16 protein-coding genes are annotated in these 15638 nt (G+C 34.4%); all 16 read right to left on the bottom strand.

Annotated features, from left to right (window positions below; all coding sequences use genetic code 11):
• Positions 1 to 25 precede the first annotated feature (25 nt).
• A complete protein-coding gene (locus ACWZFG_RS01880; protein ID WP_177505392.1) occupies positions 26 to 1684 on the bottom strand; it encodes a DUF342 domain-containing protein in 1659 nt (552 codons plus the stop codon).
• 219 nt (positions 1685 to 1903) lie between these two features.
• Positions 1904 to 2656, bottom strand: coding sequence for a FliA/WhiG family RNA polymerase sigma factor (locus ACWZFG_RS01875; RefSeq protein WP_177505391.1), 753 nt, complete (start codon positions 2654 to 2656; stop codon positions 1904 to 1906).
• A gap of 23 nt (positions 2657 to 2679) precedes the next feature.
• A complete protein-coding gene (locus tag ACWZFG_RS01870) occupies positions 2680 to 3042 on the bottom strand; it encodes a hypothetical protein (RefSeq protein WP_177505390.1) in 363 nt (120 codons plus the stop codon).
• 16 nt (positions 3043 to 3058) lie between these two features.
• Positions 3059 to 3544 (bottom strand): chemotaxis protein CheD, encoded by a 486-nt coding sequence (locus ACWZFG_RS01865; RefSeq protein ID WP_177505389.1) that lies wholly within the window; start codon positions 3542 to 3544, stop codon positions 3059 to 3061.
• A 1-nt stretch (position 3545) separates the two neighbouring features.
• The gene (locus tag ACWZFG_RS01860) at positions 3546 to 4181 is read right to left on the bottom strand and encodes a chemotaxis protein CheC (protein ID WP_418627508.1); all 636 of its coding nucleotides are present in this window, start codon (positions 4179 to 4181) and stop codon (positions 3546 to 3548) included.
• Positions 4182 to 4190: 9 nt separating this feature from the next.
• Positions 4191 to 4649: a chemotaxis protein CheW gene (locus ACWZFG_RS01855; RefSeq protein WP_177505388.1), complete on the bottom strand. Its 459-nt coding sequence runs from the start codon at positions 4647 to 4649 to the stop codon at positions 4191 to 4193.
• A gap of 16 nt (positions 4650 to 4665) precedes the next feature.
• The gene (locus ACWZFG_RS01850) at positions 4666 to 6708 is read right to left on the bottom strand and encodes a chemotaxis protein CheW (protein ID WP_177505387.1); all 2043 of its coding nucleotides are present in this window, start codon (positions 6706 to 6708) and stop codon (positions 4666 to 4668) included.
• 28 nt (positions 6709 to 6736) lie between these two features.
• Positions 6737 to 7810 (bottom strand): protein-glutamate methylesterase/protein-glutamine glutaminase, encoded by a 1074-nt coding sequence (locus ACWZFG_RS01845; protein ID WP_177505386.1) that lies wholly within the window; start codon positions 7808 to 7810, stop codon positions 6737 to 6739.
• Positions 7811 to 7816: 6 nt separating this feature from the next.
• Complete coding sequence (locus tag ACWZFG_RS01840; RefSeq protein WP_147668052.1) at positions 7817 to 8503, bottom strand: flagellar brake protein; 687 nt, start codon at positions 8501 to 8503, stop codon at positions 7817 to 7819.
• Between the two features lie 26 nt (positions 8504 to 8529).
• Positions 8530 to 9399 (bottom strand): MinD/ParA family protein, encoded by an 870-nt coding sequence (locus tag ACWZFG_RS01835; protein ID WP_455576948.1) that lies wholly within the window; start codon positions 9397 to 9399, stop codon positions 8530 to 8532.
• 24 nt (positions 9400 to 9423) lie between these two features.
• Positions 9424 to 10599 carry a flagellar biosynthesis protein FlhF gene (gene flhF / locus ACWZFG_RS01830; protein ID WP_177505384.1) on the bottom strand — a complete coding sequence of 392 codons (1176 nt, stop codon included), beginning with the start codon at positions 10597 to 10599 and terminating at the stop codon, positions 9424 to 9426.
• A complete protein-coding gene (flhA, locus tag ACWZFG_RS01825) occupies positions 10600 to 12669 on the bottom strand; it encodes a flagellar biosynthesis protein FlhA (RefSeq protein ID WP_147668046.1) in 2070 nt (689 codons plus the stop codon).
• 26 nt (positions 12670 to 12695) lie between these two features.
• Complete coding sequence (gene flhB, locus ACWZFG_RS01820) at positions 12696 to 13847, bottom strand: flagellar biosynthesis protein FlhB (RefSeq protein ID WP_418627507.1); 1152 nt, start codon at positions 13845 to 13847, stop codon at positions 12696 to 12698.
• On the bottom strand, positions 13801 to 14586 hold the full coding sequence (fliR, locus tag ACWZFG_RS01815; protein ID WP_177505381.1) for a flagellar biosynthetic protein FliR: 786 nt from the start codon (positions 14584 to 14586) through the stop codon (positions 13801 to 13803). The genes flhB and fliR overlap by 47 nt, the downstream gene beginning before the upstream one ends.
• A 16-nt stretch (positions 14587 to 14602) precedes the next feature.
• A complete protein-coding gene (gene fliQ, locus ACWZFG_RS01810) occupies positions 14603 to 14872 on the bottom strand; it encodes a flagellar biosynthesis protein FliQ (RefSeq protein WP_147668040.1) in 270 nt (89 codons plus the stop codon).
• A 14-nt stretch (positions 14873 to 14886) separates the two neighbouring features.
• Complete coding sequence (fliP, locus tag ACWZFG_RS01805; protein ID WP_147668251.1) at positions 14887 to 15603, bottom strand: flagellar type III secretion system pore protein FliP; 717 nt, start codon at positions 15601 to 15603, stop codon at positions 14887 to 14889.
• Positions 15604 to 15638 lie beyond the last annotated feature (35 nt).

The following is a 15638-nucleotide window of genomic DNA, read 5'->3' as shown; positions in this document are numbered from 1 at the left end:
CTTTATTTTCTTATAAGCATATAACTTAGAAAGGACCTATTTTTATTTCATTATCTTCTTCATAAAAACGGCAATGTTGCATTAATGTATTAATATTCCTTATTACTGATCCAACAATAATTTTTACTCCAGGATAAACTTTTTCTGAAACTTTGACTTTTCCCGCTTTTAGTTCTTCAAAAGAATCTTCAATTTCAATTAATCTATCCTTTAATTTTTTCACTTCACCAGCAAGAGGAAATTGTGATTTCGTGAGTTTTAGCAGTAATTCTTTTTTTGCAGGGGACAAAACTGCTGGGTTAATTGCTTTTAGTAAATTTAAAGATTTCTGAGCTTGATCCAACGCATTTTCAGATTTTGATAAATCCTGTTTTACTTTTTTATATTCTTCCTTTAGCATTGGATTAATCCCCACCTCAAGTCGTGTAGCCGTATCCATCTGATTACCTGCACATTTTACAAGAATTTCTTCACCTGCAACTGTGACTCCCCCGGCAATAATTCCTCGTCTTCCTTGTACTACTACCCGCTTTCCTGCACTTACATTTGAGTGTAAAATTGCCTCAGTAATAAAAATATCACGTCCTGCAATTAAATTTGCATTTTCAGCAAAGCTTGATTTTATATCTTCCGCTGCTTTAATATACCCTCTTTGCATGCCTTGAATTCCAGCTTTTATGATGATATTTTTTCCTTCTACCGTACCACCGCTTATCGTGCCATAAATCTCAACATCACCTGTAGCTTTAATTGAAAAACCAGCCTGTACGCTACCTCGAACAATAATACTTCCAATGAAATCAATATTTCCAGTAGATAAATCTACATCCCCTTTTATTTCAATTGTAGGTAATACAGAGAATTTATTTCCATTTAATGTGAGTTGTCCATCAATTAAAGAAATTAATTTATGTTCATCTACAATTTTCGTATTCTTTCCTACAGGCAGCATCGCTGTTTTCCCTGGCTTTGCTGCAACTGTTTGCCCATGAACATCCGTTCCTGGAGTCCCCATTGTATGCGGAATCCGTTCTGCTAGCAAATCTCCTTCATGCACAATAACAAAAAGATTCAAATTTTTAAAATCTACTTTGCCATCCTCTAACTCAACCGGTTTCCCTTTGTTTTCCATATTTTTCGGTTTTATAATTTGTGCATTTTCACCATTTACAGGACGCTGCCCTTTAGCTATAAGAAGTTCGCAACTATCTATGCCTATAGCTTCTTTAATCGCAGATTCATCAATTCCATAAACAATATTTTTTTCTGCTAATTTAGCTTGAATCATTTCTATCGTTGGTTCTTGATCATTTGCTTCTCGCTCAATTTTCAATACTGCTTCCATACGATCTCTACTTACACTAATTGTTATCTTAGGTTCTTTTTTTATCGCTGGAACATCTTTTTCTGCTAAATTATCAGATGATTCAATAGTTTTCTTTTCTTCAACTATCTTTATTAACTCACCTGTACTTTCTCGCATCGCCTTTGCAATGATATCTATAGGATATTCTTTTATTCCTCGTTCCTCCAGATTATTTGTTATATCATTTAATTCAAATAAAACTTCATCATTATCCCTTGGAAATACTTGCAGAAAAACTCCATTTTCAGAAAAATCCAAATTATATCCTTTTTTATTATTACTATCAATTTCGGTCTGTGAATACTTTTCTCCATCCATGAAAATACCTCCTCCGAAACTATATAACGAATTAAATTTTGCACCAATAGATAATCACAAATGACTTTAAAAAATAATCCGCTTTAAATTTTAACTTTATTTAAAAGCGGTATTTTCTCACAAACTATAAAATCATTGTGTTTATTAAAATCCATTTTATTTATCATCATCTATCGATGCAAAGTCTACAAAATTCGTTACTATAAAACTCCGTTTATCTTATTCTATAAAACTCATTTTATTTCTAGCTAAATATCCTCTTAATCGAAAGACAGCTTTCGTATGTAATTGTGAAATTCTAGCCTCCGATAAATTTAAAATAAGACTGATTTCTTTCAAAGTTAATTCTTCATAATAATACAAAGAAATTACAAGTTTCTCTTTCTCCGGTAATTTATCAATTGCTTTTGCTAAATTTTCCTGTACTTCTTTAATTTCAAATTGTTTCGCTGGACCATCAATACTATCTTGTGCAGTCTCATTTTTTACATAAGTTTCCAAAGGGATAATCGTTGCTATATTGAGCTGATTAAGTAAAGAATTCAGATCTTGTATAGATATCTTTAATGCATCTGCAATCTCTTTATCCGTCGCAGCTCTACCTAGCTTACCCTCGAGTGCTTCAACTGTTTTTTCATATTTACGAATTTTTTGTCTAAGAGAAACTGGCAACCAATCCTTAGCTCTTAAAGAATCTAAAATAGCCCCCCTAATCCTTACTCCGGCATATGTTTCAAATTTATTACCGCGTACTGGATCGTAACGCTCAATGGCATCTAGCAATCCGAAAAATCCACAACTAATTAAATCATCACGATCCACATAAGCAGGTAAACTAATCGCAATTCGACCAGCAATTAAATTAACTAAAGATAAATAATGGTTTACGATATGCTCACGAATGATAGGACTTTTTTTTTCTTGGTAAGCTATCCATAACTTTTGAATATCATATTCTTGATTATTTGACATCACAAATTACCTCCACTTACCAATTATTCCTCCGGTGATTTTACACGCCTCAAATTATTTGTAGTAAATGGTGCAAATTCGTCATTCTTAACCTCTTTGTTTTTTTCCGAGTCAACTTCGCCCCCAGATTCTATCATAGAGTCTTCATCAGGCGAACTCTGAATGTCAAGCTTAGACCCAACTTCTTCTTTAAGTAATTTCTTACAATATGGCAATAAATTTTTTTCATAAATAAGTCCCATTATGTAACCACATGTTCCAAAAAGAGCAATTGAAATAACAGTCCGATATAATATTACTATCATCCTGGCATGATTCACAAAGCCCATAATAATTGTAATAATAGCTGCTATTACAGCTAGAGCTATAGCTAACTTTACCTTCAATACAAAACGCCCCTTTCTATAGCTCTTTTTCGCCTTTATCAATTGTTTTTATACGATACACGCCAGTATCCAACCTTAATTCTACCGTACGACCATAATTTCCACCGGTATCTTCAGCGATAATTTTTATTCCAAGTTCTTTTAAGACTTGCTTCACAGCCTCTGCATTCCGCTCACCAACTCGCATAATATCTGTAGCATTCGCAAATTTGAACATTTGAGCTCCACCAGCTATTTTAGCTGTCATACGAGACTTCACAGCTCCTAATCCAATCATTTCTTGCACCATAAGCGGAAGCGCAGTATCAGCAAACTTAGCAGGATTTTCATTAGACCTTGCTTGCTTACTATCAGGTAACATAATATGAGACAATCCACCTACCCTAGTAGCAGAATCATAAATAGCTATACCTATGCATGAGCCAAGACCATAACTAATCAAAGATGATGGTGAACGACCAACTTTATAATCAGCCATCCCAACCCTAATTAAATCAGACATACTATTTCACTCCTACCGCGGCTAAAATCGTATCTAGTGATCCTGGATCAGGAATTAGGAAAAAGTGACCTTTGATGCCATCATCCTCTGATAAAAATTCAGTCTCAATTACCAATGCATGATCTCCCATCTGTCCTAATTGAACTAAAACTACACTCAATATAGCTCCTGCCATATCCATTGCCAACGCTGGAATAGACGGTAAAAGAGTTAATTTTGTAAAATAAGATAATGCATTTAAATACGCTCCTGCTAAAATATTACCAATCTCCATCAAAGCCGATTCATCCATAAAATCTAGGCTTTGTGTTTGCCCACGCTCTTTCCCCATTAACATATCAATAAGATAAAAAGCACTTTCTTTAGGCAATAAAAACAAAACACTGCCTGGAGCCAGTCCATATACTCTTAAAAATACCCCTACAACCATTACATCAGGTCCACCAACTACATCAGGAACTTCATCTAGTGGCATAATAGCAACGTCTGGAACCGACATATCAATTTTACGATTAATAATTTGTGATAAAGCTGTCGCAGAATTACCTGCTCCGACATTTCCAATTTCTCTTAGGGCATCTAATTGCATTGGCGATAGCTTTAACATTTCATCTGACAAAATTGCCACCTCATTCATTTAACAAATCTACTTAGTCTCTCCCGTCAAACCAATAATTTCATTAAGATTTAACATAATAACTAAACGATTATCCAGATTTCCAACTCCACTAATAAAATTATTACCATTGCCATCCACAACTGCTTCTGGTTCCTCAATATGTTCTGGCGCAATAGACAATACTTCAGTTACCGCATCAACAATCATTCCAATTGATATATCATCTACTTTTACAATGATAATACGAGTATCTTCAGAATATGGTTCTTCAAAAAGACCTAAACGTTTTTTTAAATCAATCACTGGCAACACACTACCACGTAAATTCATAACGCCTTTAATAAAGCCAGGAGTATATGGAACACGTGTTATATCCGTCAAACGTTTAATCTCTTGCACATGCAAAATACTAACCCCATATTCTTCTTTCCCCAATTTAAAAGCAACTAATTGAACTTCATCATTAGAATACGTTTTTTCTGACATGATCCTCACTCCTCACTTACTGCATTAAAGTGCCAACATCTAAAATTAATGCAACTTGACCATTTCCTAGAATCGTCGCACCAGCAATTACTTTTATTCCAGCTAACAATTTTCCCAACGTTTTAATTACAATTTCTTGTTGCCCAATTAAATTGTCAACAATAATCCCCGCTTTTTGATCCCCCATATGTACAACAACAACAAATAAATCCTTATCGTTATTTTCCTCTACTTTTGGTACCTGTAAGACATCATTTAATCTTATAATTGGAATAATCTGTCCACGAAGTAAAATAACTTCTCTATTTTGAATTGTTTTGATATTATCAGTCGTTATATTAATTGTACTATCAATAGAGCCCAAAGGAATAGCATAAATTTCTTCCTGTACCTTTACTAGTAAAGCCTGGATAATCGCTAATGTTAAAGGTAGGCGAATTTTAAATTTACTTCCTTCGTCCAACTTTGTTTCAACATCAATTAATCCACCAAGCGATTCAATTTTATTTTTTACAACATCCATACCTACGCCGCGTCCAGATACATCAGTGATGACATCAGCTGTAGAAAATCCTGCTAAAAACACTAATCGTACTGCTTCGTTATCATCCATTTTATCGGCATCTTCTTGTGTAATTAAGTCTTTTTCTACCGCTTTAGATTTAATTATTTCCGGATTAATACCCTTACCATCATCTTCAACCATGATAATAACGTTATTCCCTTCATGACGCGCAATCAATCGAACCTCACCAGTCGGTTCTTTACCTTTCGCAAGACGCTCATCCGGATGTTCAATTCCATGATCAAGAGAATTTCGAATTAAATGAACTAAAGGATCACCAATTTCATCAATAACTGTTCTATCAAGTTCAGTCTCTTCACCCTCAATGGTCAAATTAATTTCCTTGTTTAATTCACGTGATAAATCTCGAACCATCCGCGGGAAGCGATTAAATACTTGCCCCACTGGAACCATTCTAACTTTCATCACTACAGATTGCAAATCAGTCGTTACTCTATCCATTTGTTCAATCGTTTCAACTAATTCAGTTAATCTATGTGTTATCCCAATTTGCTCCAAGCGAGTTTTATTGATGACTAGCTCACCAACAAGATTTAATAAAGAATCAAGCTTTTCGATGTCAACTCTTACCGATTGCCCACTCTTTAATTTCTTCTCAATACTGCCACTCGACGATGGCGCTATCGGTGCCTTTGTTTTTTCCTGACTTCTTTTTGCTGATGAAGCTTCCTGCATTTTTTTATTATCCTCAGTAACCACTGCTTCCGCTTTAGGTAGCTCTAAAGATTCAACTATAACTTCTGTAATTTCAGAAATTGACGATAGAAGTTGTTGTACTCTTGTTTGTTCCGTTGCTGTTGCAACAATAAGTTCAAAACTTGATTCAAAATTTTCCTGTTCTAAATCTTCTGAAGATGGAATTGATTTCAAAACATCACCAATTTCATCTAATGCATTCATCACCATATAAACTCTTGCAGATTTCAATAAACAATTTGGACTTAATGATACTTTTATATCAAAAACTTGCAATCCTGATTCCATTGCCTTCTTTATAATTGTTGTCTCAGTATCATTTAGCTCCACTACAACCTCAGATACTACAGGTTCTTTTTCTTTTGTCTCTTCTTGGGGAGGAGCAGTAGGAATTGATTCACCTTTTGCTATAGCAACGAGTTTTGCTACTAATTCTGTTACATCAATATTGTTAGCAGACTCACTAGAAATATTTTCCACCATTTGTTCTAAAGTATCCACACACTTAAAAATCGTATCAACAATATCCTCATTTGCCTTTAATTGGTTTTTACGTAGTAAATCAAGAACATTTTCCATTTCATGTGTCAGCTCAGCAATTTCGGTAAATCCCATTGTAGCTGACATACCTTTTATTGTGTGCGCACTCCGAAAAATCTCATTTAATACATCTGGATCTTCTGGACTATGCTCTAACTCAAGTAGACAGCTATTCAGTGTTTGTAAATGTTCACGTGATTCTTCTAAAAACATTCCCATATACTGGTTGGTGTCCATATTAATTCCCCCAATTATTTTATATCTGCTATTTTTTAACGATTTGAACTAATTCATCAGCAATTGCATCAATCGGTATAACTCTATCAGCTAATCCAAGCTCAACAACTGCTTTTGGCATGCCATATACTACTGCAGTAGATTCATCTTCTGCTATTGCAAATCCACCATGTTCTTTAATACACTTCATTCCTTTTGCCCCATCACTTCCCATTCCAGTAAGAATAGCCGCAACTACTCTATCTCTGAATTTCGCAAGAGATGAAAATAAAATATCAACTGCAGGTCTATGACTTGCTAGTGGTGGATCTTGATTTAAATGTATAACTCTTTTATCGCCTTGACTCTCGACGGTCATATGATAATTCCCTGGGGCTATAAAAATTTTCCCAGGACTAATAACATCATTGTGTTCTGCCTCTTTCACAGTAACTTTTGAAAGTGAATTTAAACGTTCCGCTAATGATTTTGTGAAACCAGGTGGCATATGTTGTACAACTACCACACCACAAGGTAAATCTTCTGGCAACTTCGTTATCACCTGTTGCAAAGCCCTAGGACCACCCGTTGACGTCCCAATAGCAATGATTTTTTCATCCATTTTTTTAGATGCCACCTTAAAGTCTTTTTGAAAGCTATTAAAAGAAGTAAAGCTTTTTTTAGGATACTCAAGCTTTGGAAAGCTTTCAATAAAAGTTGTTTTTTTCAAATTAACTTTGACAGCAGCTCTACATTTATCTAAAATTTCACGTTTTATCATATCTACTCGGCAAATCGTACCAGAAACTTTTTGTATAAAATCAACAGCTCCTAAAGATAATGCTTTTATTGTAGCATCAGCTCCAGCCTTTGTTAAACTACTAATCATTATCACAGATGTTGGACATTCCTTCATAATAATTTCGAGTGCATCAATACCATCCATTATTGGCATGTTGATATCCATAGTTACTAAGTCTGGCTTAAGAACTTTAATTTTCTCAACTGCTTCTCTTCCATTGCTAGCAGTTCCTATAACCTGAAAATCTGCCTCTTTCGAAAACAAGTCCGATAATAGAGTTCTCATTAGGGCTGAATCATCTGCAATAAAAATCTTAATCATAACCTATCACCCCCTGCCAGAAATAAATGCCTTTTGTATAATCTCCCTCTGCCGCTTAAAAATAAAGCGAATTAACTTACTTCGTGTAATATTCGGTAAGTCAATAAAGCGCGTGCCAATCCAAAAAATTTTTTCATCTTTAATTGGTTGGAACGATCTTACCACCTCGCAATAGGTTGTTAATAATCCAACCTCTGGTAACTCAATTTCTATATAAAGCTTTTCACCTTTTTTCAAACTTTTATCTAAAATAATTCTCATCCCGCCGCCACTAATATCGCGAACATATGTAGTAATAGGTGAAAGTAATGTATTATCTTCTTTATTTAGCAGTTGAACTTTCAATGGGACACTAGTTTCTACACGAACAAATTCACGTTGTTGAAATTTTTCTACAAACCTTGGTAATGAAGTAATCCATACAGGAACTGCTCCCATCCGTTTTTCCATAAATACCGCCGAAAAACGAAAAGCGGATGCCTCTGTTACAAATTTTGCTTCAAATACGCTACCCCGCATAGGAATAATTGGATATCCTTGTTCCATTGGTAAAGCTAAAATTAATTTGTTATCCTCAATATCTTCAATTCTACTGCTATATCTATTCTGATTTTCATCTTGTAAAAGTGTAACTTCTATACGTTGACCAATTTTTAAAGCTTTACTGGTCTCCACCTTCTCTATCTTTGCCACGCTATCCCTCCTGTTTCAAGCATAAACTATCTTAAAAACGAAAAAACTTTTTTAAGAAAGCCCCCCAGTCCTTTGGTTCTTACTTGATCTGTATCGTCGCTTATCAATACAGAGGCAATCTTTTTGATACACTTGGCTACATCAGAATTAGGATATGACAAAACAACTGGCTTTTGCGCTTTTACAGCGCGAACCAAATTTCTATCTTCCTTTATTTCACCTAATGTAGTAACATTCAAATTCAAGAATCTCAATGCAGTTTTTTCTAGTTTTGCCTGAACATCTATTCCCTCATTTGGCTCTGTTACTCGATTCACAACTAGTTTTACCTCTGAGCAATCTGGCTGATTGCTGTAGGCTTTCATTATCGCGTAAACATCTGTCATCGCTGTAGGTTCAGGAGTTGTAACCAAAATAACATCATCAGCAGCCATTAAAAAATTTAATACACTTTTACTCAATCCAGCACCAGTATCAATTAAAATAATATCCGCTAAATTTTCACATAAATTCAATTTAGATATGATTCGTTCTAAATCAAAAGCTGTTAAATTCGCAAGCTCTTCAATTCCAGATCCCCCAGACAAAAACTTTACTCCGCAAGGTCCCTCAGCAAGAATATCTTCAACATTAACATTATCTCTAATGAGATTTAATAAATTATACTTAGCACTAGCACCTAAAACAATATTTACATTTGCCATACCCAAATCAGCATCAATGATGAGAACACGATATCCCATCTGCGATAAAGCAATTGCTAAATTCACAGACAAATTCGTCTTGCCTACTCCCCCTTTACCACTGCTGACAGCAATAACTCTAGACTTATGAGCAGGTTCTTTTTCAACACCTAAATTTAAACTTTGCTTGTTTTGTACTAGCTTTCTTAACATATATGCTTGATCCATTGCCTATACCTATTCTTTCAATACTAATTCTGCTAGTTTATGGGGATCAGCAATAATAATATCATCAGGAACACTCTGACCTGTTGTTAAATAAGATAAGTGCATTGGAAATTCATGCAAAACACTAATAACAGTACCAATTCCACTAGTCTCATCTACTTTTGTGAATAAAACTCGGTCCGGAGAGCATTGAGAAAATTGTTTTATAATATCCACAGCATCTTTGTATTTTGTGGTTGAACTAAGTACGAGATGTTTTTCGATATCTTCTGATGCTGTTAAAAGACTTCTCAACTCATCTAACTGTTCGCTATTATACTGACTTCTTCCTGCTGTATCAATTAAAACAAGTTGCTTATCCATATGTTTTGTTATTGCCGTCTGAAGTTCTAAGGCCGAATATACAATTTCTAGAGGTACCCCAATAATATCGGAGTATGTCTTCAATTGCTCTACCGCTGAAATTCTATATGTATCAGCGGTAATTAAGGCTACACTACATCCCTTTTCTAAGACGAAACTCGCTGCAATTTTCGCAATCGTCGTTGTTTTTCCAACTCCAGTTGCCCCAATTAACGCAACAATTTTTGTCTTCTCAGTTCCCTCTTTAATTTGAATCGTTGGCTCAAACTTTTTTGAAAAATAATCTGCTAATAGAGGTAAGTAATCTTTTCCTTCTGCATCATATTTTTGAATCGCGTTTACAATAGATGTAGCCACTTTAGGGTTTACATCATTTTCGACCAAAATGTCGAATAAAGATTCTTTATTGAAATTATTCTGCAAATTATCATCTATCACCTGCTGTGATTTTGTATTTTCCTCGCTTTTTTCCAATGTTTTTTCATCTAGTTTTATATTTTTTAAAGACTCTTGCGCTTTATAAGCATTAATTGAAGTTTGATTTGGAATATGAATGTTATTATCTGTTTTTTCATTTTGAAGAACAATTTTTTTCTTTTTAATTGGTTCTCTACTTTCATTTCCAGCTATTTTAGATTTTGCTACTTCTTGAACATCTTCAATTGCCGCCATAATTTCTACAACTTCTTTCGCAAAAAAACCTAAAAATCCACCTTTTTTTACTTTTCGAGTATGTAAAATTACAGCCTCCGCACCTAATTCATTTTTTACTTGGCTCATCGCATCTTGAACAGTCATCGCTGTAAAAGCTTTTATTCGCATCTATATCTTCACCACCCCTAGAACTTGTATCTCAACACTTTGTTCTATTTCTGCATGTGATAAAACGATTAATCCGGGTATTGATCGCTCAATTAATTTTCGAAAATATAACCTCACTGCTGGACTCGTAAGTACAATTGGTTGATATCCTAAATTCGTCAATTTTGGCAATTCAATATTTAAACTATCTAATAATCTTTTCATTTGCTCAGGTTCTAACGATACATAAGACCCATGCTCAGTCCGCTGTACTGCAGATGAAATAATATTCTCAGTTTCCGGATTGACTGTAACACAAGGTAAAATATTATTCTGGACATTTTGGCTACTAATTTGTCTAGAAAGAGCATGCCTTACATATTCCGTTAAAATTTCTGGATCTTTCGTCAATCTAGCATAATCTGCTAAAACTTCTAAAATTGTAACCATGTCACGAATGGATATACGCTCACGCAATAAATTTGCTAAAACTTTTTGAATCTCACCAATAGATAGTAGATTTGGCACTAATTCTTCTACTACGCTCGCATTATTATCTTTAATACTATCAACCAAATTCTGTGTTTCTTGTCTACCTAAAATTTCAGAAGCATGTGCTTTTATTACTTCTGTAATATGTGTAGCTAAAACCGAAACAGCATCGACTACAGTGTATCCGTTTAACTCAGCTTGTTCTCTATCAGATTCAGGAATCCAGATTGCTGGTAATCCAAAGGCAGGTTCAACTGTGTCAATTCCCGACATTTCTTCAAAAACCGTTCCAGAATTCATAGCTAAGTAATGATCTAGCAAGAGTTCACCCCTTGCAATTTCAATTCCTTTTAATTTTACAATATAGGCATTGGGTTTAATTTGAATGTTGTCACGGATACGAATTGTCGGTACAACCAGGCCCATTTCCAGCGCACATTGTCGCCTAATCATGACAATCCGCTCTAATAAATCTCCACCTTGACCAGTATCAACCAACGGAATCAAGCTATAACCAATTTCCAGTTCCATTGGATCCACTTGCAGTAAAGATATAATATTCTCTGGTTTTCTGATTTCTTCTTTTTCCTTTTCTTCTTGCTGCACTTGCGTTTTTTCCGTCGTCGTTTTTACAGCTTTATGTAGATTATAGCCAATCAAACCTAATGCAATAGATAATGTCATAAATGGAAGTCCCGGTAAACCTGGAACAATTGCCAAAAGCATTAATACTCCTGATACAATAAAAAATACTCTTGAATTACTAAATAACTGATTACTAATATCATGCCCTAAGTCGGAATCAGAAGCAGCTCTTGTTACAACGATACCTGTAGCTGTAGAAATAAGAAGTGCAGGAATTTGATTTACCAAACCTTCGCCTACCGTTAACAATGTGTATGTTTGTAATGCATGAACAACATCAAGATTACGCTGTACCATTCCGATGATAAATCCACCAATAATATTGATAATAATAATGATAATTGCAGCAATAGCATCTCCCTTAACAAACTTACTCGCACCATCCATTGCTCCATAAAAATCTGCTTCTTTTTGAATTTTTTCCCGCCTGCGGCTTGCTTCCGCATCAGAAATTGCCCCCGTGTTCAAATCCGCATCAATACTCATTTGCTTGCCTGGCATAGCATCTAACGTAAAACGAGCCGCAACTTCAGCAACACGTTCGGAACCTTTAGTAATAACAATAAATTGAATGATAATTAAAATAACAAAGATAATAAATCCAATAACAGCATTACCACCAACAACGAAATTACCGAAGGATAAAATAACCTCTCCAGCATATCCCTCCAACAAAATTAACCGAGTTGAAGAAACATTTAGTGCTAATCGGAACAATGTTGTAATTAACAATAGTGAAGGAAATACTGAGAAATCTAATGGTTCGACATTATATACAGCTACCATAACAATAACCAAGGCCATGGTTATATTCAAGCATAATAATAAATCCAACAAAATAGTTGGAAGCGGAATAATCATCATAATAACTATCGTAATAATAGCTAGAGCAATAATAATGTCACTATATTTTTTTAAAAACCCTATCGTAGATAGCGATGTTTGACTAGCCAAATTTTTTCGCTCCCCATAAAATTATCTTATGACAATTTTTTCTTTAATCTATAAACATAAGCCAATACTTCAGCAACTGATTTATATAACTCTTCCGGCACTACATCCCCTACCTCTGTAGTTGCATATAATGCTCTGGCAAGAGGCTTATTTTCGACAATAACAACTTTTGCCTCACGGGCAATATCTTTTATGCGTTTTGCAATTAAATCCTGCCCTTTTGCAACGATGACTGGAGCCATCATTCCTTGTTCATATTTTAATGCAACAGCAAAATGGGTCGGATTGGTAATAATAACATCTGCTTTAGGTACTTCTTGCATCATTCTCTGCATCGCAATCGCTCGCTGCTTTTGCTTGATTTTCCCTTTAATCTTCGGGTCTCCTTCTTGTTGCTTAAATTCATCTTTGACTTCTTGCTTACTCATTTTTAAGCTTTTTTTATGTTGCCATTTTTGATACAAAAAGTCTAAAATAGCCAAAATAACAAGTACAAGACCTATTTTTAATACTAAAGCAAAAATCAAGGATGCAACAACCACCATAGATTCATTCAAACTAGCATAAATTAGCTTAGGCAGATGACCTATTTCTTCTTCTAAAAATCCCCATAAAAAATAACCAACAATAAAAATTTTCAAAACGGATTTTACTAACTCCACCAAAGAACGTAAAGAAAACATTCTTTTTGCGCCACTAATAGGATCTAATTTTTCTAATTTTGGCATAATTGGTTCTGTAGTAAAATTAAGTCCAACTTGATACAAATTCGCCGCTACAGCAAAAACTAAAATCGTCATCATAATTGGCAATGCTGTCTTTGCTAAAAGAACGACCATTCCTAAAAAAATACTCATTACTTTTTCTATCGTTAATGCATCTTGCATATTAGAAAAATTAAAGACCATGTATTGAGATATTTGCTCAAAAATAAAAGTACCTAGAATCTTTAAAGCTACAAATGCAACTAAAATAATAACTGCTGAATTAATTTCCTGACTCTTACCGACCTGACCTTTTTTTCTTGCATCTGATTTGCGTTTAGAAGTAGGATCTTCTGTCTTTTCCCCATTAAAAAGCTGTAAATCAAAAATAAAGTCCTTTTGATCTAACAAATTTTTCTTCGAGGGCCTAACTGATAAATCGTAAAACAACATATATGTTTCCAAACATCTCATTAAACAGCACATCCAAAAATATGATATAAAACGGTAAAGCAAAAGATAATACAAAAAGACCGACAAAAATCTTAGCCGGTATACCTACAACGAAAATATTCATTTGCGGCATCGTTCTCGCTAAAATTCCTAATCCTACATCAGTTAAAATAATAGCTACTAGAATAGGTATACTAATCTTAATTGCTATTACAAAGACTGCCCATATCATGTCAACAATTAAAGTTACTATTTCTGGCTTAATATGAGCCCCCATTACAGGAATTAAATGAAAACTATCAAATAGCGAACTCAGTAACATGTGATGACTATTGGAAACTAAAAATACAATAGTTGCTAAATTATATTTAAAACTACCAACAATCGGAACTTGCTGCCCTGATGTTGGATCTAACACGTTAACTACCCCAAAACCAATTTGCATATCTAAAAGCTGCCCCGCCATATGAATGGCTGAAAAAGCTAACGATGCAACAAATCCAATGATCCATCCTACAAATAATTCTGAAAATATAACCAATGTATAAATAATCAAATTTTGTGGTAGTACAATAGACTGTGATTCTTGCGAAAGTACAGGGAAAAGAACTAAGGATATTGCCAAAGCACAACCAACACGAATTACCATTGGGATATTTCGGCTCCCTAAAAAAGGAGACATAATAAAAATCCCACTGATTCGCGTTAAAACCAATAAAAATATTCCCATCTGATTTTGTATTATTTCAAAAATATCCAAAAAGCTCTCCTACCTATCAGCCGATAAATCCTGGTAAATTAATAAATAAGTTTTGTATATACGAAATCATCATCCGAAGCATCCAAGGTCCAAAAATCAGAATTGATACGAAAACTGCAATAATTTTGGGAATAAAGGCTAATGTTTGTTCTTGAATCTGCGTTGTAGCTTGAAAAATACTTACCATAATACCAACCATTAATCCTAAGCCAAGCATTGGTGCTGATATAATCATAACCATCATTAGAGCTTCTTGCCCCAGTTGAATTACTAAATCATTTGACATTGTTCACCCAGCTCCTATTTAAAACTAACAATTAGCGATTTAATCAACAAATGCCATCCATCTACCATAACAAACAACAATATTTTAAATGGCAACGAAATCATAACTGGCGGTAACATCATCATCCCCATTGACATAAGTGTACTTGCCACAATCATATCAATAACAATGAATGGAATATAAATCATGAAACCAATCTGGAAAGCTGTCTTTAATTCACTAATAACAAATGCAGGTATTAATGTAAAAGTAGACACATCATCTTGTGATTCTGGTCGTGGTGATTGTGACAAATTCACAAACAAAGCCAAATCAGATTCTCTCGTCTGCTTAAACATAAATTCCCGCATCGGTTTTACCACTTCCGTCAAAGCTTGCTCTTGTGTAATGGTTCCCGCTAGATAAGGTTGCAAACCACTCTGATTTGCTGCATCAATATATGGTGACATAATAAAAAAGGTTAAAAACATTGATAAAGCAATTACAACCTGATTAGGTGGCATATTTTGCGTGCTTAATGCATTACGCAAAAAAGATAAAACTACAACGATTCGAATAAAAGAGGTTGTCATAATTAAAATAGAGGGTGCGATAGATAGGATAGTTAATAAAGCTAAAACCTGTAGGCTAGTTGCTACCTCCTGTGGATTATTAGCCGACTCAACACCAATATTAATATTAGGAATTAAAGGCGCAGCCATAGCAACATCTATTGGCACAATTAAAAACATAAAAAATATGCCAATAATTAAAAAATTTATATTCT

This window comes from Anaerosinus sp. (genome assembly GCF_965318445.1).
Note: the sequence above shows the minus strand (reverse complement) of the source record. Positions and strands in the feature narration are given on the sequence as shown.